A 22759-nucleotide genomic window follows, 5' to 3' on the forward strand; every position below is an offset into this window, starting at 1 on the left:
GTTGTTTCGTTTATGGGGCTGGGGTTTTGCTTTTCAAGCCTAATCGTAATTTTTTTAGACGAACTTGAGTTTATGAGCAATAACCCGTTTCCATTGAATACTTACTGAGCGACAATCACGCGCGCCGGACGCACCAAACGTTCATTCAAGGTGTAACCCTTCTGAATCACGTCCATCACCGTATTCGACTCATGATCCGGTGACGGCACCATGGTCATTGCCTCGTGCAGCTGTGGATCGAATTTTTCATTGATGGGATCGACACGCTCCACATTGAACGACTGCAAAATATCCAGCATCTGCTTGAAGGTCACTTCCACGCCCTCACGGATACTTTCAACCGTCGCTTCCTCTTTCATCGACGCATCCATTCCCAGCTCCATGGAATCAATCGCCGGAATCAAGGCATTGACGAATTTTTCCAACGCATACTTGTGCGCACTCTCAACATCCAAACGCGTACGTCGACGCAAGTTTTCCATATCCGCCTGCAGACGCAGCGCCAGCTCCTTATGCGTAGCCGCTTCTTGACGCGCTTCTTCCAACAAGGCCTCAATATCGTCTTGCACCGCCTCTTGAACGTCCTCAAGGGTTTCTTCGGCATTGTTCTCGTCTACAGTAGGGATTTGCTCTTCTTGCTGATTTTCCGTTGCTTTATTTTCTGCCACGTCACTTTTCCTATTAGATGAATCTTTAAATGAATTTTTAGTAAAACCGCAACTGGTGCGTCACTGATTAATTAGGTTGAATTCCCATTACCTAAGAACGCCAAGCTACTTTTTCAAGAGCGAGCTCAAAATTTTTGCGGTTACATCGACTTTCGGCACTACTTTTTCATAATGCATACGACTGGGACCGACCACGCCCAGCACGCCCAATACCTCGCCTTCCACTTCATAAGGTGTGGTGACGATGCTGCAATCCTGATAGATCTGACTGCCACACTCGTTTCCGATGAACACCTGAACCCCTTTCGCTTTCAGACTTTTGTCCAACAGACTGAGCATGTCCGAATGTTTCTCAAACGAGTCGAACAAGGCGCGCAACTTGTCGGAATTGGCCAGCTCCTGATAATTCAACAAATTGGTCTTACCCGACACCAAATACGGCAGCTTCTGATCGAGCTGCTGAGTCAACACTGAATCGGTCGCCTCGACCACCGACATCATCAAGTTGTTCATATTCTGACGGATCGACTGCATGCGTTCGACCAATAACGACTTGGCTTCCGCCAAATTCCTGCCGACAAACTGCTCGTTGAGAAAATTAGCGGTCTGTTGCAATTCCGAGGCCGTTACCGGCTCTTCCAGCTCGATAATACGGTTCTGCACGTCTTGGTCGTTGAACAGCAACACCACCAGCACACGCTTATTGCTCAGGCTCACAAAGTCTATATGCTTGAGAATTTCGCGTTCTTTGTTCGGCATCAGCACCATGCTGGTCATTCCGGTAATGCCCGACAGCACCTTCGAGGCATGCGTCAACAACTCATCCTGACTAAAAGCCGGCGACAGCTGCTGCTGAATGGTGGCGATATTCTTTTTTGAAATGGGCTGATAGGTTACCATCGAATCGACAAAAAACCGGTAGCCCATTTCCGTCGGCACCCTTCCGGCCGAGGTATGTGGCGCCTGGATCAGGCCCATGCCTTCAAGCTCTGCTAGCACATGTCTGACCGTGGCCGAACTTAATCCGATCTCGGGCAGCTTCGCGAGCGTGGTAGAACCTACCGGTTTACCTTCATTCAGGTATAATCCCATTAAGTTTTTAAACAAAAGTTGTGAACGGTCGTTTAACATTCCAGCACTCTCATGGTTAGAGTGCTAAATTATAGGATGCCAAACAGGTTATTCAAGGCCTGCTTGGTTTTTTATAAGTTTTTTATAGGTTTTTAGCGGCTTTTTTCAGCTCTTTCTGCAAAGGACAATCGAAACAATGTTCCAGAAAATCGGTATTTTTGGCAAATACGCGGGGGAGCAATGCTGGGAGAATATTGAAACCCTGCTTCAATACCTGCAATCCAAATCCAAATCCGTATATTTAGACGACACCTCGTGCCACTGCTTTCCCGCCGAACGCTACCAAATCGAAATCGTCGCTCGTGACCAGCTATCCAAGAGAATCGATTTGGCAATCGTAGTGGGCGGCGACGGAACGTTTTTAGATGTGGCACGCGCCATCGTCGATGACGATGTCCCCATTCTGGGTATCAACCTCGGACGTCTCGGCTTTTTGACCGACATTTCTCCGGACGACATGATCACCACGCTCGAGGAGGTGTTTTCCGGCGTCTACGAAGAAGAACAGCGAAACCTGCTTAAAGTCAGCATTTACGAAGGCGAAAACAAAGTCTTTGAGCAGCGTGCCTTCAACGACGTAGTCATCCACAAAACCGATTCGCCGCGCATGATCGAATTTGAAACCTTTGTGGACGGCCGCTTTCTCAACAGCCAGCGTTCCGACGGAATGATCATTGCAACCCCGACCGGCTCAACCGCTTATGCCCTGTCCGCCGGCGGCCCGATTCTGGACCCTAACCTGGATGCAATTTCACTGGTTTCGATCAACCCACATACCATGAGCACCCGTCCGTACGTAATCTCCGGCGAAAGTGAGGTGGAATTGCGCCCGCACGAAAACTGTGACGGTGTGGCGCAAATCATTTGTGACGGCCAATTGACCCACAACATTGCAGCCCAGCACCGGACTTTTGTAACCCGAAATCCAAAATTCATTAAAATGCTGCATCCCAAGGGACATGATCATTTTGAGTTGCTCCGCGCCAAGCTGCGCTGGGGCGACAAATTATAGGAAGCGACACTCGACTATGCTGCAAGAACTCTCTATTCAGAATTTAGCCCTGATTGAAAACCTGACCCTGAACTTCAAAAACGGCTTCAGCACCCTGACGGGCGAAACCGGAGCGGGGAAATCCATTTTGCTGGACGCTTTGGGACTGGCTTTAGGTGAACGCGCCGACAGTGCCTTGGTACGTCACAACACCGCAAGAGCGGATGTCAGCGCCCTGTTCGACTTGGAACAACTGCCTCACGTGCAGGACTGGCTGATAGAGCAGGAACTTGACGACGACCGGCAGTGCTATCTGCGCCGCACCGTCACCTCCGAAGGTCGCTCCAAAGCTTATATCAACGGCCGACCGATTCCGGCCAGCCAGTTGAAAAGCATCGGTAACCTGTTGATTGACATTCACGGCCAACATGAACATCAATCACTGCTTAGCGGTCATCAACAGCTCACCCTGCTGGACGCCTACGCCAACCACCCGAAATTGCTCGATTCGAGCAAAAACTATTTTAAGCACTGGCAAGGTCTAAAACACAAGCTGGATCACTTACTGAGCGATCAGGCCGACTTTCATAGTAAATTGGAACTTCTGCAGTTCCAGCACAATGAATTTGAAGAGACCGCCCCGCTGCCAGGGGAGTTTGCAGAACTCTCGGAAGAACAGAGCAAACTGTCCCACGCCAGCGAAATCAAGCAGGCCTGTCAGAATGCCTATGAGGCTATTGAAGGCGAACGAGGCGCATCCGACCAACTTAATCAGGCGATTCACGAACTGGAAAGTATCATCGACTTTAGTCCTGCACTGGAAAGCAGCCTGAAACAACTCAACAGCGCCCTGATCGAAGCGCAGGAAGCCGCCAGCGAAATCCAAAGCCAGGCCGAATCGGTCGAGATCGATCCGCTTTATCTGCAAACCATCGATGAGCGCCTTACCCAACTGTTCGGACTGGCCAAAAAATACCACATCGATCCGGAAGAGCTGATCGAAAAACAGCAACAAATCGAACAGTCGTTACAAGAACTGGAGGCCTCAGATCAATCGGTGGATGAACTCAAAACGGAAATCGAGCAGGCCTGGTCGGATTACCAGACAGCCGCCAAGGCGTTGAGCCAATCGCGTCACAAAGCAGCCAAAAAACTCGCCAAAATCGTCACCGACGGCATGCAGCAATTGGGCATGCCCAACGGCCAATTTGAAGTGCGATTGGACGAGAGTGCTACAGCCAGTGCAACAGGCCTAGACAAGGTCGAATTCCGGGTCACCGCCAACAAAGGTCAGCCTTTACAAGCGCTCGCCAAGGTCGCCTCCGGCGGAGAACTGTCGCGCATCAGCCTGGCGATTCAGGTCGCAACCGCCGAGGTGGCCAGCTTGCCGACGCTGATTTTCGACGAGGTCGATGTCGGCATCGGCGGCGGCATTGCCGAAGTGGTCGGACAGAAAATGCGCCAGCTGGGTCAGCACAAACAGATTCTATCCATCACCCACTTGGCTCAGGTGGCCTCCCACGGGCATTGTCATCTGCATATCAGCAAACAGACCGAAGCAGATCAAACCTTTACTCATGTCATGGAACTGGATGAAAACGGACGCATTGAAGAATTGGCGCGCATGATGGGCGGGTTGAAAATCACCGAGCAAACCCGCAACCATGCCCAGGAGATGCTCAAGGTCGCGCAACAGAAAACGACTTGAGACTTATTTAAATTTACATAACGGCTAAAGGCGACTCAAAACCGTTGAATGAAACTGAACAGGCCTGTTCAGTTTCAAAAGCCGATAACCGGTTTAGCAATCTGTTTAGAACAAACCGGTAATCACGCCCTCATCGGAAATGTCGATTTTCTCGGCCGTCGGTACTTTGGGCAGGCCTGGCATGGTCATCATATTGCCGGCAATTGCCACGATAAAGCCCGCTCCATTTTCCAATTTAATGTCGCTGATTTCAACCGTATGACCGCTCGGCGCGCCTTTGGCGTTCGGATCGGTGGAGAATGACATCTGTGTTTTGGCCATGCAGACCGGCAGATCACCATACTTCTGCTGCAAACGCTCAATTTCATTGCGTACCTTCACGCTGGCGACGATCTCTCTGGCGCCATAGAGTTTGGTGGCAATGGTCTCGATCTTCTCCCAGATCGGCAGCGCATCTTCATACAGATATTCAAAACCAGGCTCGCGATTGTCGACGATCTGAATCACTTCACGAGCCAACTCTTCGGCTCCGGCGCCACCTTGCGCCCAATGCTTGGAGACCACACACTTCACCCCAAGCGCTTCACATTTCTGAATCAACAGATCGGTCTCGGCGTCGGAATCGTAAGTGAAATGGTTGATGCACACCACTGCGGGCAAGCCATAATTAACGGTCACATTATGCAAGTGGCGTTCCAAATTGGCAAAACCGACCTCCAAAGCCGGCAGATTCTCCTGGTTCAGATGATCTTTTTCCACCCCGCCGTGATATTTTAGGGCACGAACGGTCGCCACCAACACCACGGCGGAAGGCTTCAACTTGGCAGAACGACACTTGATGTTAAGGAACTTCTCCGCTCCCAAATCGGCGCCAAATCCAGCTTCAGTCACCGCATAATCGGCCAATTTCAAGGCCGTCTGGGTAGCAGTAACGGAGTTGCATCCGTGCGCGATATTGGCAAAGGGGCCGCCGTGCACAATTGCCAGATTGTTTTCCAAAGTCTGCACCAAGTTGGGTTTAATGGCATCTTTCAAGAGCGCGGCCATGGCCCCGTCGGCCTTCAAATCGCTGGCGTAAACTGGCGTGCTGCCATCACTTTTATAGGCCACTACAATGCGCCCCAAGCGTTCTTTAAGATCGGCACGATTGGTAGCCAGGCACAGAATCGCCATGACCTCGGAAGCCACCACAATATCAAAGCCATCTTCGCGCAGGTAGCCGTTGGCCGGGCCGCCCTGACCAACGGTAATGTCACGCAAGGCGCGGTCGTTCATGTCCACCACACGTTTCCATTTGACGCGTCGCGCGTCGATGCCCAGCGCATTGCCGTGATGGATATGATTGTCGATCATCGCCGCCAACAGGTTATGCGCCACGCCGATTGCGTGGAAATCACCGGTAAAGTGAAGGTTGATGTCCTCCATCGGCACCACCTGCGCATAACCGCCGCCGGCCGCGCCCCCTTTCATACCAAAGCATGGCCCTAAAGAGGGTTCGCGCAGGCACATAATGGTCTTTTTGCCGATGCGATTCAAAGCGTCACCCAGCCCCACCGTCGTGGTCGTTTTACCTTCACCGGCCGGTGTGGGGCTGATGGCGGTCACCAAAATCAGCTTGCCCTCTTCTTTGCGGTGTGACAAATTGTCCACATAATCCAAAGAAAGTTTGGCTTTGTAATGCCCATAAGGATCCAAATGCTCGGCAGGAATTCCAAACGCCTCTTCGGCCAACTCGATAATGGGTTTCATTTTGGCATTTTGTGCAATTTCAATATCCGACATTACGTTTTCCTTTGTAGTCTATGCGTTGTGCCTCAGCCCCCCGATGACCGAGTTGTGTTTTAATTTCTGTCACAGGTTGAAAAATCAGAGCTTACCAAACTCCGAACAGATTTTTCAGCTGCCAACGGAAATCCCTTATAAAAGTTCTATCCAGTGTTTGACCGGTGTCTTAGTGCCGTTTTGCAGATGCATCAGACAACCGATATTGGCGGTGACAATCACCTCCGGTTCATCCTTTAGCAGGTTCTTCAATTTGTTGTCACGCAATTGATGGGACAATGTTTTCTGAAAAATCGAATAGGTTCCGGCCGATCCGCAACACAGGTGCGCGTCGGCCACTGGGTTCAGTCTAAACCCGAGATCGACCAAGGTTTTTTCAACCAGGCCTGCCAGTTTCTGGCCATGCTGCAAGGTGCAAGGAGACTGGAATACCACATTCTGATTGGTCTCACGCTTGAAGGCGCTAAGGTCTTGCTGTAGCAGATATTCGGAAATATCCATGGTGTGTTCGACGATGCGTTGCGCTTTTGGAGCATATTCACGATCTTCTTTGAGCAGGTGGGCGTAATCCTTAATCATCACCCCGCAGCCGCTGGCATTGGAAATGATCGCTTCGGCTCCATGATCCAATTCGGACAACCAGGCATCGATATTGCGTTTGACCTTAACCAAGGCATCCTCGGATCCTGACAGATGGTGATCCACCGCTCCGCAGCATTGCTGTTGCGGGGTTTCAATCACCCCAACTCCCAACTTGTGCAGGACATTGCGTGTCGCCAGATTGATATTGGGGGCCAATGACGGCTGCACACAACCTGAAATCAACAGTACCTGTTTCGGGAAAGGTTGAGTCTGCGCGGCCTCAACCAGTTTTTTGAGTTTGGAGTCGGCCCTGGAATGACGCGCAAACGGCCACAAGGTGGTTAATAAATTAAACAAACCGGGAGAGGTCAAGGTTTTACGCACACTCCAGCGCATCACTCTCTGAGGCAAGGGCCTTGGACTTTTTTGTTCGATAAACTCGCGTCCGATGTCCAGCAAGTGTCCATATTCTACCCCCGAAGGACAGGTGGTTTCACAGGAACGGCAAGTAAGACAGCGATCCAAATGCACCAAAGAGCCGTCACTTACCTCTTTACCCTCCAGAGCATTTTTGATCAGATAGATGCGCCCACGTGGAGAATCCAGCTCGTCGCCCAGCAGTCCGTAAGTCGGACAGGCCGACAGACAGAAGCCGCAATGCACGCACGAGCGCAGAATCTTATCGGCTGTTTTGCCGGTTTCGGTTTTTAATAGGTCAACGGGGATTTGAGTTTGCATAAAATGGACGGATTATAGATTCTTAAACACATTATGAGGATCAAACACCTGCTTCAATCCCGTTTTGATGTTAGAGATTGGATCGGTGTCATTATGACGCGGGGCAAAGTAGCTCTGCCACAAAGTCGAATAGGGAGCCGGCGCTTCGTCACTGAGCACCCAACGGCGCTGCCCGCACATTCCGACGGCCAGGGTATTGGGAATCGACGGAGCCGGGCCTTCGGTATCGACACGCCACAATTTCTGATTTGGCTGCAGCTTGGGTTGAAACGGATTCAAGGTCAGCCAAACGTCATTACTGCAAGGAGTAGCATCCTGTTTGGGATGCTCGCCAAACACACGATAATAAAAACGCCCTTCATAATAAGCACAACCGGATAAAGGCAAAGTCGTGCCGGCCATCTGGTTCATCAGCACAATCGCTTCGGCTTCCGGCATGGCTCGGCAATAGGTCACCTCCTCCACCAATGGCATGACTTTAAGACTCAATTCGGTAATCACCGCCATCGACCCTTTGGAACCGGCCATCATTCTGGAGACATCGTAACCGGCGACGTTCTTGATCATCTGCCCACCAAAAGTCAGCGACTGGCCTCGGCCATCCATCATTTTGGTACCCAGTACAAAATCGCGCAATACCCCACGAAAAGGTCGAGACGGCCCGGTCAACGCGCAGGCATAGGTACCACCAATGGTGGAATCGCCATAATCCGGCGGCTCAAATGCCAGCATCTGTTTGCGTTCCGCCAACGCCGCACTCAAGTCGGTCAACTTGGTGCCGGATTTGACCGTCACCACTAATTCAGAGGGCTCATAAGAGACAATCCCGCTGTTTTTAGACAACTCGACCGTTTCGACACCCTCGGAAAGCGGCACCTTACTGTTATTGCCGACCACCTGCAAGGTGCGTTTTTCGGACACCGCCTGCTGGATTTGTTCAGACAACTGTTGGGTAAACACATCGGCCATTAAAAACGCTCCAATTCTGGAAAAGGCAACTGATTGTTGTGCACATGCATCTGCCCGACCTCGGCACAGCGGTGCAAGGTCGGCACCGCTTTCCCGGGATTGAGCAGGCCTGTGTCGTCAAACACCTGTTTGATTGCATGGAAAATCTCCAACTCGGCCGTATCGAACTGATGACACATCGAATCCAATTTTTCCACGCCAACACCGTGTTCGCCGGTAATGGTGCCGCCCACGTCCAAGCACAACTTCAAGATTTCGGCGCCAAATTTTTCGGTCTGTTCCAGCTGACCGGGTTGGTTTGCATCATACAGAATCAACGGGTGCAAGTTGCCGTCTCCGGCGTGAAACACATTGGCGACTTCCAGCTGATATTTCTGCGAGAGTTTCTCGATCTCCTGCAAAACATAAGCCAAGCGTTTGCGCGGAATGGTGCCGTCCATACAGTAATAGTCCGGCGAGAAACGCCCCACCGCCGGAAAGGCGTTTTTACGGCCTTGCCACAAGGCGATGCGTTCGGCTTCGTTTTGCGAAACGGTAATGGTGGTAGCACCACTTTGAGTAAGGATGTCGGCAATGCGTCGGGTATCGACCTTGACCTGGTCGAAACTGCCGTCCACTTCACACAACAGCAAAGCCTCGGCTTCCAAAGGATAACCGACCTTGGCGTACTCCTCGGCCGCCATAATCGAGAATTTATCCATCATCTCCAGCCCTGCCGGAATAATCCCCTGTTCCAGCACCGTAGTGACGGCATCGGCGCAGGCGCCGACCGAATCGAATCCGGCCATCACCAATTGCGCCGTATCCGGCTTGGGAAGCAATTTGACCTTAACCTCGACAATCACGCCCAGCAAGCCTTCGGAACCGTTCAAAAGCGCCAGCAGATCGACACCGTCGTCCTTTTCGTCCAACACCAAAATGTCGCCATTCATATTGATGACGGTGATCGACAACACATTATGCACGGTCAAACCGTATTTCAGACAGTGAACTCCGCCGGAATTCTCGGCGACGTTGCCGCCAATCGAACAGGCAACTTGCGAGGAAGGATCGGGCGCATAGTACAGCCCATAAGGTTCCACAGCCTGGGTCACGGAGATATTGCGAACGCCCGGCTGGAGCACGGCGGTGCGAGCCAGCGGATCGACATGCAGAATCTGGTTCATTTTCGACAACCCAAGCACGATGCCGTCCGCCAACGGCAAAGCGCCTCCTGCCAAACCGGTTCCGGAGCCACGGGTAATCACCGGAACCTGATGTTCCTTGCAGATCCTCAATGCGGTCTTCACCTCTTCCACATTGGCGGGCAGTACTACCGCCATCGGCTTTTCCCGATAAGCGGAAAGGCCATCACATTCATAAGGAGAACACTGCTCTGTGTCGAAGATCACCCGGTCCTGCGGCAGGGCTTTGATCAATTGTTGTATAACGCTCATGATTACGATTATAATTGATTTAAATCAAGTTTCATCCAGTTTTTTTATAACCCTACTGAAAAAGTAGGAACCTTAAGTAAGGGAAGTTGAACGCTATGCAATCATTCAATCCACCAATCCGTACTTTGATGGGCCCCGGCCCTTCAGATGTTCATCCACGAATCCTGTCGGCGATGGCACGTCCGACCATCGGCCACTTGGACCCTGAGTTTGTCCGCATGATGGATGAATTGAAGCAGCTTTTAAAATACGCGTTCCAGACCGAAAATGAAATGACCATGCCGGTATCCGCTCCTGGATCGGCGGGCATGGAAACCTGTTTCGCCAACTTGGTCGAGCCGGGCGACAAAGTCATTGTCTGCATCAACGGCGTGTTTGGCATGCGCATGAAAGAGAATGTTGAACGCACCGGCGGAATCTGTGTGGAAGTGCATGACGACTGGGGAAGCGCCGTTTCTCCTGCAAAAGTTGAGTCTGCATTGAAAGAACACAGCGACGCGAAAATCGTCGCTTTCGTGCATGCCGAAACTTCGACCGGTGCCTGTTCCGATGTGAAAGCCATCTGTGACATTGCCCACCAACATGACTGCTTGACCATTGTCGATGCGGTGACCTCGCTGGGCGGCGTGGAACTTAAGGTTGACGAATGGGGCGTGGACGCCATCTACTCCGGAACCCAGAAGTGTCTGTCGTGTACTCCTGGGCTTTCTCCGGTCAGCTTCAATGAAGCGGCTTTGCAAAAAGTTCGTAACCGCAAGACTAAAGTTCAGAGCTGGTTCCTGGACTTGAACCTGGTCATGGGTTATTGGGGACAAGGGGCCAAACGCGCCTACCATCATACCGCACCGGTGAACGCACTCTATGCCCTGCATGAATCCTTGGTGATGCTTAAAAATGAAGGCCTGGAAAACTCTTGGGCTCGCCACGCTGCCATGCACGAAAAATTAAAGGCCGGACTGGAAGAGATGGGCATCACATTCGTAGTGGAAGAATCGGTACGTCTGCCTCAGCTGAACTCGGTATGGATTCCGGAAGGTTTTGATGATGCGACTGTGCGTTCGGAACTGCTGAACACCTACAACCTGGAAATCGGTGCCGGACTGGGTGACTTTGCCGGCAAGGTATGGCGTATCGGCCTAATGGGCTTCTCCGCCAAAGAAGAGAACGTTTTGTTCTGTCTGGCCGCACTTAAAAAGGTTTTAGGCAAGTAATTCGCCCAGCCTAAAACGAATCGGCATGACACCAATAAACCAGGCCTGCTTAAAATGAGCAGGCCTGGTTTTTTTATGCTCATACTTTACGGGCATCTATCTTTTTGACTTGATTTTAAAGGCGGGTCAGGAAAACCAGACAAAATTAGAATAAAAAAGCCACCTAACGGACGTTCCGTTAGGTGGCTTTCAATCAGTTCTTATGTGGTGCGTTTCAATCCCGACTAACTTACGTTAGACAGGTTATGAAACGCTCAAGGGCTTATTCACTGGTCTTTCAAGGTGCCGTAAATCACCAGATTATGACCGGAAAGCTCATAACCGTTTTCTTTGGCGATTTCCTGAATGCGCTCTTCGATAACCGGGTCAACAAACTCGCGTACTTTACTGCTTTTCAAACACACCAAATGGTCATGGTTATCGCCCGTGTCCAGCTCGAAAATAGAGATATTATTCTCAAAGTTCAAACGGCGTACAATGCCGGCCTGCTCAAACTGGGTCAACACTCGATAAACGGTCGCCAGCCCGACTTCTTCGCCCTGCTCTAATAAAATTTTATAAACGTCTTCCGCTGTTAAATGGTGATCTTCCCCTGCGCTTTCAAGAATCTCCAAAATCTTCAATCTTGGCAAGGTAACTTTCAAGCCTTTCTTCTTCAGTTCTGCACCGCTCATTTGAACCTCAATTTTTTATGTAGATCTTTGCAGCCATTAAGCAAACTTAATCAGCCGACTCCCGTCGACACGTGTCATAGCCGAATGGATGCAAAGGTCTCTTTTATACGTTATTATTGTAGTTGTGACGCATAGACATCGTTGAATACGGTGTATAATAAACCATTTTCAGCCCAACTAGAATATTAATAGAAATGATTCCAATCTTTAACTCGGTTTTTAATGCAATTTCCAACCCTCTCCGCAAATGCGTCAAGCCACTGCTTGTGGCTGGCTTAACAACCAGCTTGCTGAGTGGCTGTTCCTTTTTGGAACCTTATAAACCGACTTTGACCCAGGGCACGGTGATCTCTCATGAAGCGGTCAGTTTGCTACAGGAAGGTTTGACCAAAGACCAGACCCGTCAATTATGCGGCCCGCCTTTAGGGGAAAGCCCGTTCAATCCAAACCATTGGGAATATGCTTTCTACACCACCGATGACAGCTTTCATCCCGACGCCATCAAGCGTTTGACGGTCGAGTTTGACGCCGATGGCATGATCAAGACTTGGAAAACGTCTGAAGAACCGATTGAGCTCAAACTGGACTAATACACCCCGCGGAAGACCGTTTCTGACCTGAAACACGCACGAAATCAAGCTTTGGGCTGGCGGCGTTCATCCTCGACTTGCTGGCGTCTGCGCTCACGAGGATCAACCTTCAATGGGCGATAAACTTCGATACGATCGCCTTCACGCAATGGCGTATCCACCGGCATCAAACGCCCGAAGATTCCAACCTTGTCGATATTCAGATCCGGAAACTCTTCTAACAGTTTCGACGTCTTCAAAGCCTGCTCAATAGTGCAGCCCTCTTCTACTTCTTGCTCAAACAAAAACTGCTCATCCGGCAATGCATAAGCGACTTCAATGCGCATAATGTCTCCCCATCCCTGACATATTCATACCCCTGTATTTTTAATCACTTGTAGACCTGTTTGGCGCGTTCGCAAAAGGCGTCCACCAAGGTATTGGATATCTGCTCAAAAATGGGGCCAATCGCGGCATTCAACAAACCGCTGCTGACCTCGAATTCGACCTCAAACTGGATTTTACAGGCATTCACATCCAGCACCTTAAACTCCCACTCACCGCGCAAGGCTTTAAAAGGCCCGTCAATCAAATGCATCTCGATACGCTCGCCGGGCACCAAATGATTGCGCGTCTCAAACGTCTGGCGAATCCCAGCTTTAGAGATGGTAACCTGGGCCTGCATCTCCAGCGGAGTTTGTGACAAGACTTGCGCCCCACCACACCAGGGTAAAAAATCCGGGTAAGAAGCCACGTCATTGACTAAATCATACACTTGCCGTGCAGAGTAAGGCAGCAAGGCGGTTCGGGTAATTTTCTTCATAAACTCTCTGAGTATTCAATATTTGTGAAAAGGTACATCCATTTACACGTCACCAATCTGGCATTAACGCTTTTCAAAGCCGCCAAAAAAACAGGCAGAGGCGATCATTCGAAACGTTTGACAAACGGACCGATACTATTCGTTGGCGAATTATACCAAAGCTCAAGCCCGGGCTTCAGCGGAGTCCGAGAAATCTCTTGAAAATGCGTTATAATCGAACTCCTGGTGTCATAAAAACGGAGTCCAAACCGATGAAAAATCTGGCTAAAATCGGCTTAATGAGCCTGAGTTTTGCGGCAACCGCCGGCGACTATCAAGTGATCGAAAACCCACCTGCCAACGGGCTGGTCAAAGACAGTTTTGTGGTGACCTACAGCGCCAATGACTTCACTGATAAGATTGATGAGGCCAAGATATTATTCATTCCGGAGAACTTCCGTACCCAGCCGGCTTTCCTGCTTCGCTGCCGCCCTTACTACACCAATTTTAGTGTGCAATTTCTGGAGACCGAAAAAAACCTCCAGGATTCGGACGGCACTCTCACCAACGAAGCCGCCTCCTTTGCCAAACACGGCTATATCTACAATGCCGATCATGACCTGACAATTAGTGTCGGTGATCAAGACGAAAGCATGGATATTCTGGTGGGCGGCCAGAACAAGCATCTGACCCAGCTGTTTAAAACCGACCTCCCTAAACCAGCAGGCCTGTTAGGCATGAGTTTCTACTTTACCTTTAACTATAAAGAGATGCCCAGCTTTCGTAACGCTAAAAACAATTCCGACACCCGCGATGCCTACCGCCTGCTGAAAACCGCCGTACAAAATCAACAACCGCTTATTCTGGAACTGGATGGCCGCAATGCACCGGACCGCCGTTTTACACTGGATAGCAAACGCCTGAATCAAGCCGTGCCACCGGAAGTGATTGAATTCTGCCTGACCGGCCGCGAGTTGATCGACTGAAGAAATGATTCCACTTGAAAACCACGCATTCATCCTTATGATTCCAGCATTAATCGCCGACCACACACATTGGTGAAGTCCGGCGAGGCTGGTATAATGGCTCACTTATTTACGATCAGACCACGGTATTGCATTTCCAATGGCGAAAAAAACAGCAAAGAAAAAGGACGCCTCGCGTCAGATTGCGCAGAACAAAAAAGCGCGCCATGACTATTTCATTGAAGAGACCTTCGAAGCCGGGCTCTCTTTGGAAGGCTGGGAGATCAAAAGCATTCGCGCCGGAAAGGTCAACATCAAGGAAAGCTATGTGTTACTTAAAAACAACGAAGCTTACCTGTTTGGCGCTCAGATCACGCCACTGATTACCGCCTCCAGTCACAGCGTGCACGACCCGCTTCGCCTACGCAAGTTATTGATGCACCGTCGTGAACTCGACCGTCTGATGGGACAGGTTGACCGCGGTGGTTATACGGTCGTGCCGCTGGACATGCACTGGAGCAAAAACGGCAAGGTCAAATGTGAAATCGGATTGGCTAAAGGTAAGAAACTGCACGATAAACGCGCCACGGAAAAAGAGCGCGAATGGAACCGCGACAAGCAAAGAATCATGAAAATGACACGCTGAAACTTGAAAACCGCACCATCAAACCCTATATAATACCCGAACCGGCAAAAAGGCCTTTAACAAAGCCCTTAGCCGATTCACGTTCTTTTACAATTAGGAAACCTAAAACAGGTTTCTCTTTTTCAGAACCGCCTGGCGAAAATTGGCTGATCAAAACATCAACCCATCTGCTGACAAATCAGCAGGCCTGCCGATTCTGAATAACGTCAACTTTGACGATTCCCAATTAAGGGGATGTACTGGTTTCGACGGGGAGACTGAAGTTTAAGATGCATGTCGTGCCTGAGCAATGCACGTAAATCTTAGTTCAAACAGTTATAGTTGCAAACGACGATAACTACGCTCTAGCGGCTTAATTCCCGCTGGTGCAGCGCGGGCCCGTTGCCTATGGCCCCTGCCGCTGTATCGACTTACATAGGATCGTGTCAAGTACGTGTTTGGGTGCTTGATGCTAAACTTAACAAACTCGCTTTGTGTGATCCCTGCTGGTCGGGCAGCATTGAAGTTAAATCAATAGACCAAATAAACATGTAGAGTTTTAAATGGATGCTTTCCGGACGGCGGTTCGATTCCGCCCATCTCCACCAAATTTCAGGCCAGACGCCACATAAACCATGTGGCGTCTGATCATTCCAAACACCTTTCCATACAATCAGTTACAAACGCTGAAGACTCAGCCACACAAGCCCCACTCTCATTTCACCCCCACTCTTCTGACAGAGACATTTTTAACGTTTAATCAAAACCCAACGATTGACCTTACAGCCACCTCACGTGCACTTTGCTCTCTTCGCCCGCTTTATAAACACCCAACCACCCCAGCTCACTCAATTTATTTATGGTGAATGATAAATAAATTCACTATCTCGGCTCATTACGTTTGACCCTTAATATGTAATTGTGTATTATTCTCATTCGTAATTAGATTAACGCTTTAAATTTCTTTAGCTAACCGCATGAGGTTTTATGAAAACAACAAAGCCAGATTCCACGCCCGAGACGGTTAAAGTGATCGACAGCCGCGAATTGCTTGGTGAGCACAACCAAATACAAATACAGCACGGCCAATCACTCTACCAATTGCGCATCACACGTGAAAATAAACTGATTTTGACTAAATAAATCTAAAAGCGAAAACTGAAAAGCGAAAAGCACTTTTACTCTCCTAAAGTCACTGATAGTCGCTTTTAACTTCTAACTCAGCCAGCCATCCCAATCAAAGGGCCAGCCAGCCAAGTGTGTATTCAATTAAAAAAAGGAAAACACCATGGCACATCCGAACTTTGCCCTTAAAACACTAGTGATCAGTCTCAGCGCAGTCATCAGCGGACAGGCGATGGCTCAAAACCAAGACACGCCACAAAAAACCAAAATACCGCGCATTGATGTGGTTGGCAGCGATTCCAGCAGCATTTCCAAACAACCCGGTTCCGTCTCAATCGTCACAGAAGAACAGTTGCAACTCCTGCAACCCTTATCAACCGAAGATGCGTTGCGAAAAGTGCCCGGAATCAATATTAAAGGCGAAGAGGAAACTGCCGTGGTTGCCAATATTGGGTTGCGGGGTTTGAGTTCGGCCGAACAAAAAACTTTGATTCTGGAAGACGGTGTCCCGGTGGCTCCCGGCCTATTCATTGGTAACGGCCGTTATTACAACCCGCGCATTCAGCACATTGGAAGCATTGAGGTGCTTAAAGGTGCCGCCTCCCTTCGTTATGGGCCTTCGACCATCGGCGGCGTCATCAATTACCAGTCCAAAACCCCACAAGACGGTGTGACCATTTCAGGACGCGCAGGATCATTCGGTCTCAGGGAGGCGACGCTTGAAGCAGGAGGCAGCTCTCCTTCCGGGGACGCTCAGGCAGGCTTAATCTATACCAAAGCAGAAAGCGACGGATTTCAGAATAAAGACTATAAAATGGACGATTTGATGGTCAAGGCCGGGATGGAAATTGGCAACAACCAGTGGGTTGGCATCAAATTCAGCCACTATGAGAATCAGGCCAATATTTCCTACCGCGGGCTTTTCCTGGAAGATTATCAGGATCGAAAAACCTACAATCCGGCCCCGGATGATTACTTTTTGACCGAACGCGATGCGTTTGATATCAACCACGAATGGGACATCAATGACAGCACCACTTTGAAAACCGTGCTTTATTGGAGCGAAGTCAGCCGAGACTACTGGCGTTACAGTGTGGACAGTGCCGCATCCGCACAAGCCGGTCGCTGGGTATACACCGACGACCTGACCGGAAACAACCGATCCTTTGAACGCATCGGACTGGATTCGCGCCTGAGCTTTGTCCATAACACCTTCGACATTCAAAACGAAGCTGAAATCGGTTTACGGCTGTTACACGAACAATCCAATGACACCCGTATTCGCGCCACGCGGGACCAAGACCGCACGGGCATCAACGATCGTCACCGACAAGACTCGGCCGATAGTCTGGCCGTGTTTGCCGAAAACCGTTTTATTGTCAACGAACGCTTAACGGTCACGCCCGGATTGCGAATCGAAACCTACGAGCAGACCCGTAAGGTGCTTACCGACAATAATGCCGAAGAATCCACTTCCAATACTGAAGTGCTTCCCGGCATTGGCGCAACCTATCAAATTTCACCCGAGGCGCAGATGTTTGCCGGTATTTACAAAGCCTTTTCTCCCGCTGAAAACGGCGTCGCACTGGATGGCCTGACCAATCAGGACTTGGAGGCGGAGCGTTCCGTCAATATGGAGATTGGTGTTCGAGGCCGCAACAAACGCCTAAGCTATGAAGCCGCCGCCTTTCAAATGGATTTTTCCAACCAAGTCGTAGATGGCAATAGCGATCCGAACCTTTCCAAATCCAACGGTGGCAAAACTCTTCATCAGGGAATGGAAGCCGCTGTCGGTTACGATTTGGGCGGAGGATTTACCTTGGATACCAACCTAACCTACATTCCAACTTCTGAGTTTGTAGGCGGTGAATACGACGGCAACCGCATCAGTTACTCTCCCGAGTGGCTCGCGAATATGGAATTGGGCTATCGCCACGGTGATTTGAAAACCGCCCTCTCGATACATCACACTGGTTCACAGTTTGGCGACAGCGCCAACACCGAAGCGATCCCCGCCGATGCCTCCGGCGGAATCTGGGGCGGGAAACTGGACGCTTACACCACTTTTGATGTGCATGCACACTATCAATTTAACAAACAACTTGCGGTGTTCGGTTCGGTCAAGAATCTAACGGATGAACGCTACATCGCCGGCCTAAGGCAGGGTATTTATGCCGGACCATCACGCAGCTTTGAACTGGGCGCAAGCTATCAATTTTAACAACGTCTAAACTTCACCCGGGATAACCAACTCATTTTGAGGCTTACCACCTTATCCCGGGGCACCTTGCCTTTCCTGACAGGCCTGCTCATTTTCAGGTCCGCTCACTCAATCCAATCAACTGTCTAAAAAAACTGCTCCAAACCGATGCATTTACGCTTATTTTTTTATTTGACACAAGCTATACAATAAATATACAATTTACCTGAACAAAACGCTCAGGATGTTCAAAGTGCATAAGGTCAAGCCTTACACTCTTGACTGGAATTTGGTTTACAGCCAACATTCACACTCCTTCAAACTCTCTTTACTCCCCCTGAAGAGAGTTTGCTTTTTATCCCAAGGTTCCACTCATGCATGCTGAATCTAACTCATTTAGAACTCATGATTTAAGCCCAGCCCGGCTGTCTATTTTTGTGCGTCACTTAGACCTTTTGGATATTCTCAAACAGCCATTCTGCCCGCTTACGAATTGCGGCCTGTTGCTGCTCCGGTTTATTACGCCAATTGACCGCTTGCATTCCTAAACGCGGATGCCCTTGCAACCTCTCAAAATGACGGTCCACAAAATGCCAATAAAAAGTGGTAAATGGGCAGGCCTGCTCGGTTTCGGCCTGCTTGGGGTGATAGACACACCCTTGGCAGTAATTGGACATTCGATCGATATAAGCACCACTGGCAATATAGGGTTTTGACCCCACTATCCCACCGTCGGCAAATTGGCTCATCCCCAGGGTATTGGGCACCTCCACCCAAGATACCGCATCCACATACATGGCCAAGTACCAAGCCTCAACCTCTGAAGGGCGCACCCCATATAACAAACTGAACAGGCCTGTCACCATCAACCGTTGGATGTGATGTCCATAGCCGTATTCAAGTACCTGGCCTATGGACTCCTTCATACAACGCATCCGCGTTTTGCCGGTCCAATAGAAATCCGGCAAGTTGCGGTCGGCTTGCAAGGCATTCATCTCGGACCATTGGTCGCGATACCGCCAATAAAGTCCGCGAACATATTCACGCCAGCCTAGTATTTGACGCACAAACCCTTCAATGCTATTCAATGCAACCTCACCCTGATCATAAACCTCAATGGCAGACTCAATCACCTCACGGGGGTTTAATAGTTTAAGGTTCAATGCCGTCGAAAGGCGCGAATGAAACAACCATGGCTCGCCAATCCACATGGCATCCTGATAGTCTCCGAAGGACTTTAAACGGTGACGAATAAAATCCTGAAAAACGGCTTTGGCCTGCTCAGATGTGACCGGCCATACCAAAGTTTCAGTTTCGGCGGCCAAACCGGGAAGGTGCTCTGCCAAGTCCTGGCGAACCTGGCGAGTGACAGCATCCATCGGCAAATCAATAGGCGTCTGGAGATCAACCGGCCCCTGCTTCGAAAAACTCTGACGATTGGCCTGATCGTAATTCCATTTTCCGCCAATAGGCCGCCCCTCTGAATCCATCAACCAGCCGGTGCGTTTACGCAAAAAACGATACCAATACTCCATTCTTGGCTGCTTCTTGTTTTTGATCCAAGTCGAAAATTCACCCGGCAAACTGATGAAATGCCGATCTTCCATCCACTCTAACGGCAACTGACGTGTTTCGCAGAACTTGGAGATTGCCTGATGAACCCGCCAATCTCCCGGCAAAACCGCTTTGATTCCCCGAAACGAATAGGTTTTAAGATCCTCATCCAGAGCCGATTCAAATGAAGCGTGTTTTTCCTGAATTGAGTGGTACAGCACGCTCCTGCCAAGCTGAATACAGTCCTCTGCGAAATGCCGCATCGCTGAGAAAAACAGCCAAGTGCGTTGCATCGAAGACACAACGTCTATTGACTCATGCCTGACTTCAGCCATCCACACACAATCCTGCTGCACATCGAAATTTTGCCACAAGGCGCTGTCTTGATTGAGCTGGTCGCCGAACACCAAACACAGATAACGCCACTTTTTCTGATCACACTTTTTAGACACTTGTTCCACTTTCATCAGCTCTGCGAATAAAACCCAAAACTGCGGACGCAGACCTGAGCTTCAAATTCCCGGCCAATCGCCACAACGCCGATTCGCTTCAACTTGGAGACATTTAAACGCACAAAGGTGCGATAGGACTGAAAGTCAGAGAAGGAAAACAACAGGCGCTGCCAGCCTGGTTCAGCCCGAAAACCCGAACGAAAAGATTGCCAGGGCAGCCATAACTGACTGGTTCGCAAGTGCAGATTGTAACCCTCACCATTGCCGAACACATCCAAATAAAGACCGTCAAACTGCGAACCGTAAGCGGCCTGTTCCTCAGAAAAGTCCCAAGCCATCTGAATGAACCCGCCATTATTCGCCAGGCTCACATTGCCGCTAAGACACACACATTCGACCCCATCAACCGTGATTGGACCAATCAGACCGGATGACAAACCGCCCATCACCTGATCACCCACAAACCTCCACGGATGATCAGAGGCGGAGTCTCCGACTTTCGCTTGATCAAACAACTCATAAAAAACCTGGCTCATGACCACCCTCCAATAAACAGACTCAACGCGGCCACCCAGCTTAAATCACGGCGCAGGCGCACGAAAAAAAACGGAAAGGTCTTCGCCATTGCACGTGTCTCGTAGAACCACAACAACAAGAAAGAGACACTGGCCAACCACAAGAAATTGAAATCCGGCCATTCGAAGGCCCCTAAGAGCCAACCCCAAGCCCATAACATGCTAACGACAGAGATCCATAACACCCCTATACGGGGCTCTTCATCGCGTGCCGAAACCACAGAAGCACCCCATAAAACACCTCCCAGGAAACTGAAGATCATCGCCGCATAACTCAACAAAACCAACTGGGCATCCCATTCAAACAAAGCAACATGACTCAATCCGGCCAAACCCAAAAATGGAATCAGTCCCGCATATCCTAAAATTTTATATAGCACTCACCTCTCCCCTTTCCTTGGAAATTCAAAAATAGAATTAAAAATCTAAACCTGTGCCTTACAGGCTTACAAACATAGACGGAAAAAAGGGAAAGTCTTAACGTCAAATGAACAGATAATGTGAAATCCATTACATCCAACGTCTTTCTTTCTAAGCTCCTGTCTACACAACATATACATCTATTATACATTGTACAATTTTAAGTAAAGGGATGGCATTAGATTTAAGCGATAACAGGCTTTTAAACAGGCCTGCCCTCTTTAGGCAGTCACCCCCCACCTTCAAAATGGGATTTCCTTATCTAAAAACGCTTTAAATCTCGCTGATTGCAATTAAAATCAAGGCCGTAGAATGTTAAAATAAGCATTAAATCAAACAATTAGGAAACAATATGGCCGTTTTAGTGGAAGGGTATTCTGTCATTATCAATAAAGCGCGTGCGCTTGAAAATCAGGAGGCGTTGAATGCCTTGGCAGCGGTGGAGGAAACGTTGCACCCAATGGCGGTCTGTTCAGATGAACATCTGCTTAGAGTCGGCTTCATGACACTGGTACAAGCCAATGAGTTTTTGGACGCACTTGAAAAAGCTGGCTTACAATACAAGGCGATTGAAAGCGGCACTGAAACCGCTCAAGATGTGGTGAAGCTCACCCAGTTTGGTGAATTGGAAGTGCCTTGCCCATGGCTGACCGTCAAGTTTACAAAATTAAAAGACGACACTTTGATCTGCCTGGCTTCACTAAAATCAGAACAGCAGACCAAATCGGTGGCGCTTCCTAAACACTGGTCTCTGGACATTTCAATACTCAAGCGTTTTCATGATGAACGCACGCATTATATGCAGGAAACTTACGAGCACTTGCGCAGCGAACCCATGCAAGACATCTACTGGGATAAACAAAACCAGAAAGAAATTCGACTGTTGAAATTGAAAATGAGCAGCACTCCTAAAGAACAACTGCAATAGAGCGTTTTCATTTTTCAAAACCAACTTATAAAAACGCAAAAGCCACCTTATGGTGGCTTTTGCGTTTTGCTTTGAATAAAAATAAACGCGATGTAGATCAAGCGCTATTTCATCATTCCATGGCACTGAAACGGCATACGTTCACACTGATATAGTCATCATAAGCACTACCGGATTGAACCCAATTCTTTACCTTATTGCTCACCGCTTGCGGCAACATCTTCTCCGCTAAGGTTAGATGAAACCCATACTTAAACCTTGGGCTGTCACTGCCTTCAACCACCACCTTGCCATTATCCACAAAGACTTTAAGTTCTGCTTGTTTTCCAGGCATGGAAATGAACTTCTCTTCGCCGTGTTCACGAATTAAATCGTTCACGGAGCGATTGAAAAATTCTTTACTCATGGGATTGAATTGATAATACTCTTGAAGCATTCCTTGCGCACTGGCTATCAAATGAGCCTTCAAATCGGCGGCATTTTCAAACTGTTCTTCGCCCAATTCATAAATCACGTACGCATCTTCAGCCCGGCCTACAGTCAGGCCCTTATCCTGAAATACCACCAATCCGGCACCTTCGAGAATGGCTTGAAGCGTATCGTCTGATAAAGCGTTTAAGGCTTCAATAAATTGTTCTGTGTTCATTGTTTTTC

Annotated in this window: 22 protein-coding genes, 1 other RNA gene and 1 pseudogene; 11 read left to right on the top strand and 13 right to left on the bottom strand. The window is 49.4% G+C overall.

Translation table 11 applies throughout. The features are described from left to right. Positions 1 to 101: 101 nt before the first annotated feature. Both grpE and hrcA read right to left on the bottom strand, forming a co-directional pair. A pseudogene (gene grpE, locus B076_RS0107660) lies at positions 102 to 671 on the bottom strand (nucleotide exchange factor GrpE); the annotation flags it as partial. Positions 672 to 773: 102 nt separating this feature from the next. Next, entirely contained in the window at positions 774 to 1799 is a 1026-nt protein-coding gene (hrcA, locus tag B076_RS0107665) for a heat-inducible transcriptional repressor HrcA (RefSeq protein WP_028486791.1), read from the bottom strand. A 136-nt stretch (positions 1800 to 1935) separates the two neighbouring features. On the opposite strand from hrcA, the gene B076_RS0107670 reads away from it, so the two are divergent. Together B076_RS0107670 and recN are read left to right on the top strand one after the other, a co-directional pair. Then, complete coding sequence (locus tag B076_RS0107670) at positions 1936 to 2811, top strand: NAD(+) kinase (RefSeq protein ID WP_028486792.1); 876 nt, start codon at positions 1936 to 1938, stop codon at positions 2809 to 2811. 16 nt (positions 2812 to 2827) lie between these two features. Beyond that, positions 2828 to 4498 (top strand): DNA repair protein RecN, encoded by a 1671-nt coding sequence (recN, locus tag B076_RS0107675; protein ID WP_028486793.1) that lies wholly within the window; start codon positions 2828 to 2830, stop codon positions 4496 to 4498. A gap of 105 nt (positions 4499 to 4603) precedes the next feature. Here the strand turns inward: recN and B076_RS0107680 are convergent, their stop codons facing one another. The 4 genes from B076_RS0107680 to B076_RS0107695 all read right to left on the bottom strand — a co-directional run bounded on the left by B076_RS0107680 (position 4604) and on the right by B076_RS0107695 (position 10005). Beyond that, complete coding sequence (locus tag B076_RS0107680; protein WP_028486794.1) at positions 4604 to 6280, bottom strand: formate--tetrahydrofolate ligase; 1677 nt, start codon at positions 6278 to 6280, stop codon at positions 4604 to 4606. A gap of 135 nt (positions 6281 to 6415) precedes the next feature. Then, complete coding sequence (gene glcF, locus B076_RS0107685; RefSeq protein ID WP_028486795.1) at positions 6416 to 7600, bottom strand: glycolate oxidase subunit GlcF; 1185 nt, start codon at positions 7598 to 7600, stop codon at positions 6416 to 6418. Between the two features lie 12 nt (positions 7601 to 7612). Beyond that, the gene (locus B076_RS12445) at positions 7613 to 8569 is read right to left on the bottom strand and encodes an FAD-binding protein (protein ID WP_051347247.1); all 957 of its coding nucleotides are present in this window, start codon (positions 8567 to 8569) and stop codon (positions 7613 to 7615) included. Further along, entirely contained in the window at positions 8569 to 10005 is a 1437-nt protein-coding gene (locus tag B076_RS0107695; protein WP_028486796.1) for an FAD-linked oxidase C-terminal domain-containing protein, read from the bottom strand. Before B076_RS0107695 ends, B076_RS12445 begins: the two co-directional genes overlap by 1 nt. Before the next feature lie 95 nt (positions 10006 to 10100). Here B076_RS0107695 and B076_RS12450 point away from each other — a divergent pair, with 95 nt between their 5' ends. After that, on the top strand, positions 10101 to 11216 hold the full coding sequence (locus B076_RS12450; protein ID WP_038150484.1) for a pyridoxal-phosphate-dependent aminotransferase family protein: 1116 nt from the start codon (positions 10101 to 10103) through the stop codon (positions 11214 to 11216). Positions 11217 to 11482: 266 nt separating this feature from the next. Here B076_RS12450 and fur read toward each other — a convergent pair whose 3' ends face one another. Then, on the bottom strand, positions 11483 to 11890 hold the full coding sequence (gene fur, locus B076_RS0107710; RefSeq protein ID WP_028486797.1) for a ferric iron uptake transcriptional regulator: 408 nt from the start codon (positions 11888 to 11890) through the stop codon (positions 11483 to 11485). A gap of 266 nt (positions 11891 to 12156) precedes the next feature. Between fur and B076_RS0107715 the strand changes: the two genes are divergently transcribed. After that, complete coding sequence (locus B076_RS0107715) at positions 12157 to 12480, top strand: outer membrane protein assembly factor BamE (protein ID WP_245566339.1); 324 nt, start codon at positions 12157 to 12159, stop codon at positions 12478 to 12480. 44 nt (positions 12481 to 12524) lie between these two features. Here B076_RS0107715 and B076_RS0107720 read toward each other — a convergent pair whose 3' ends face one another. Both B076_RS0107720 and B076_RS0107725 read right to left on the bottom strand, forming a co-directional pair. After that, on the bottom strand, positions 12525 to 12806 hold the full coding sequence (locus tag B076_RS0107720; RefSeq protein WP_028486799.1) for an RnfH family protein: 282 nt from the start codon (positions 12804 to 12806) through the stop codon (positions 12525 to 12527). 44 nt (positions 12807 to 12850) lie between these two features. Beyond that, positions 12851 to 13282: a type II toxin-antitoxin system RatA family toxin gene (locus tag B076_RS0107725; protein WP_028486800.1), complete on the bottom strand. Its 432-nt coding sequence runs from the start codon at positions 13280 to 13282 to the stop codon at positions 12851 to 12853. 251 nt (positions 13283 to 13533) lie between these two features. Here B076_RS0107725 and B076_RS0107730 point away from each other — a divergent pair, with 251 nt between their 5' ends. The 6 genes from B076_RS0107730 (at position 13534) to B076_RS0107745 (ending at position 18197) form a co-directional block, all read left to right on the top strand. Further along, positions 13534 to 14247, top strand: a complete 714-nt coding sequence (locus B076_RS0107730; protein WP_028486801.1) for a hypothetical protein — start codon at positions 13534 to 13536, stop codon at positions 14245 to 14247. 139 nt (positions 14248 to 14386) lie between these two features. Beyond that, positions 14387 to 14872, top strand: a complete 486-nt coding sequence (gene smpB / locus B076_RS0107735; RefSeq protein ID WP_028486802.1) for an SsrA-binding protein SmpB — start codon at positions 14387 to 14389, stop codon at positions 14870 to 14872. Continuing rightward, positions 14830 to 15072, top strand: coding sequence for a hypothetical protein (locus B076_RS13290; protein ID WP_157753539.1), 243 nt, complete (start codon positions 14830 to 14832; stop codon positions 15070 to 15072). The genes smpB and B076_RS13290 overlap by 43 nt, the downstream gene beginning before the upstream one ends. Positions 15073 to 15102: 30 nt before the next feature. Beyond that, positions 15103 to 15459: a transfer-messenger RNA gene (gene ssrA, locus B076_RS13170) on the top strand. Positions 15460 to 15838: 379 nt separating this feature from the next. Then, positions 15839 to 15994, top strand: a complete 156-nt coding sequence (hemP, locus tag B076_RS13175) for a hemin uptake protein HemP (protein WP_084205732.1) — start codon at positions 15839 to 15841, stop codon at positions 15992 to 15994. 145 nt (positions 15995 to 16139) lie between these two features. Further along, complete coding sequence (locus B076_RS0107745) at positions 16140 to 18197, top strand: TonB-dependent receptor family protein (RefSeq protein ID WP_028486803.1); 2058 nt, start codon at positions 16140 to 16142, stop codon at positions 18195 to 18197. Between the two features lie 425 nt (positions 18198 to 18622). On the opposite strand, the gene B076_RS0107750 is transcribed toward B076_RS0107745, so the two are convergent. The 3 genes from B076_RS0107750 to B076_RS12460 are packed head-to-tail and all read right to left on the bottom strand — an operon-like array spanning position 18623 to position 21137. Further along, on the bottom strand, positions 18623 to 20182 hold the full coding sequence (locus B076_RS0107750; protein WP_245566340.1) for a cryptochrome/photolyase family protein: 1560 nt from the start codon (positions 20180 to 20182) through the stop codon (positions 18623 to 18625). A 14-nt stretch (positions 20183 to 20196) separates the two neighbouring features. After that, on the bottom strand, positions 20197 to 20718 hold the full coding sequence (locus B076_RS12455) for a CIA30 family protein (RefSeq protein ID WP_051347250.1): 522 nt from the start codon (positions 20716 to 20718) through the stop codon (positions 20197 to 20199). Beyond that, a complete protein-coding gene (locus tag B076_RS12460) occupies positions 20715 to 21137 on the bottom strand; it encodes a DUF3429 domain-containing protein (protein WP_038150486.1) in 423 nt (140 codons plus the stop codon). Before B076_RS12460 ends, B076_RS12455 begins: the two co-directional genes overlap by 4 nt. Before the next feature lie 392 nt (positions 21138 to 21529). On the opposite strand from B076_RS12460, the gene B076_RS0107765 reads away from it, so the two are divergent. Beyond that, positions 21530 to 22105 carry a hypothetical protein gene (locus tag B076_RS0107765; RefSeq protein ID WP_028486805.1) on the top strand — a complete coding sequence of 192 codons (576 nt, stop codon included), beginning with the start codon at positions 21530 to 21532 and terminating at the stop codon, positions 22103 to 22105. 112 nt (positions 22106 to 22217) lie between these two features. On the opposite strand, the gene B076_RS0107770 is transcribed toward B076_RS0107765, so the two are convergent. Beyond that, on the bottom strand, positions 22218 to 22751 hold the full coding sequence (locus tag B076_RS0107770; protein WP_028486806.1) for a hypothetical protein: 534 nt from the start codon (positions 22749 to 22751) through the stop codon (positions 22218 to 22220). Between the last annotated feature and the right edge of the window lie 8 nt (positions 22752 to 22759).

Source organism: Thiomicrorhabdus chilensis DSM 12352, from assembly GCF_000483485.1.
In the GTDB taxonomy this organism is placed as follows: Bacteria; Pseudomonadota; Gammaproteobacteria; order Thiomicrospirales; family Thiomicrospiraceae; genus Thiomicrorhabdus; species Thiomicrorhabdus chilensis.

What these genes read in the sequence shown, in the direction of transcription:
- recN (WP_028486793.1), top strand. Translation starts at nt 2,828, where the DNA reads ATGCTGCAAGAACTCTCTATTCAGAATTTAGCCCTGATTGAAAACCTG.
- B076_RS0107725 (WP_028486800.1), bottom strand. Translation starts at nt 13,282, where the DNA reads ATGAAGAAAATTACCCGAACCGCCTTGCTGCCTTACTCTGCACGGCAA.
- B076_RS0107745 (WP_028486803.1), top strand. Translation starts at nt 16,140, where the DNA reads ATGGCACATCCGAACTTTGCCCTTAAAACACTAGTGATCAGTCTCAGC.
- B076_RS12445 (WP_051347247.1), bottom strand. Translation starts at nt 8,569, where the DNA reads ATGGCCGATGTGTTTACCCAACAGTTGTCTGAACAAATCCAGCAGGCG.
- B076_RS0107765 (WP_028486805.1), top strand. Translation starts at nt 21,530, where the DNA reads ATGGCCGTTTTAGTGGAAGGGTATTCTGTCATTATCAATAAAGCGCGT.
- B076_RS0107680 (WP_028486794.1), bottom strand. Translation starts at nt 6,280, where the DNA reads ATGTCGGATATTGAAATTGCACAAAATGCCAAAATGAAACCCATTATC.
- B076_RS0107670 (WP_028486792.1), top strand. Translation starts at nt 1,936, where the DNA reads ATGTTCCAGAAAATCGGTATTTTTGGCAAATACGCGGGGGAGCAATGC.
- B076_RS0107730 (WP_028486801.1), top strand. Translation starts at nt 13,534, where the DNA reads ATGAAAAATCTGGCTAAAATCGGCTTAATGAGCCTGAGTTTTGCGGCA.
- B076_RS0107720 (WP_028486799.1), bottom strand. Translation starts at nt 12,806, where the DNA reads ATGCGCATTGAAGTCGCTTATGCATTGCCGGATGAGCAGTTTTTGTTT.
- B076_RS13290 (WP_157753539.1), top strand. Translation starts at nt 14,830, where the DNA reads ATGGAACCGCGACAAGCAAAGAATCATGAAAATGACACGCTGAAACTT.
- hrcA (WP_028486791.1), bottom strand. Translation starts at nt 1,799, where the DNA reads ATGTTAAACGACCGTTCACAACTTTTGTTTAAAAACTTAATGGGATTA.
- B076_RS12450 (WP_038150484.1), top strand. Translation starts at nt 10,101, where the DNA reads ATGCAATCATTCAATCCACCAATCCGTACTTTGATGGGCCCCGGCCCT.
- B076_RS12455 (WP_051347250.1), bottom strand. Translation starts at nt 20,718, where the DNA reads ATGAGCCAGGTTTTTTATGAGTTGTTTGATCAAGCGAAAGTCGGAGAC.
- glcF (WP_028486795.1), bottom strand. Translation starts at nt 7,600, where the DNA reads ATGCAAACTCAAATCCCCGTTGACCTATTAAAAACCGAAACCGGCAAA.
- B076_RS0107695 (WP_028486796.1), bottom strand. Translation starts at nt 10,005, where the DNA reads ATGAGCGTTATACAACAATTGATCAAAGCCCTGCCGCAGGACCGGGTG.
- hemP (WP_084205732.1), top strand. Translation starts at nt 15,839, where the DNA reads ATGAAAACAACAAAGCCAGATTCCACGCCCGAGACGGTTAAAGTGATC.
- B076_RS0107770 (WP_028486806.1), bottom strand. Translation starts at nt 22,751, where the DNA reads ATGAACACAGAACAATTTATTGAAGCCTTAAACGCTTTATCAGACGAT.
- fur (WP_028486797.1), bottom strand. Translation starts at nt 11,890, where the DNA reads ATGAGCGGTGCAGAACTGAAGAAGAAAGGCTTGAAAGTTACCTTGCCA.
- smpB (WP_028486802.1), top strand. Translation starts at nt 14,387, where the DNA reads ATGGCGAAAAAAACAGCAAAGAAAAAGGACGCCTCGCGTCAGATTGCG.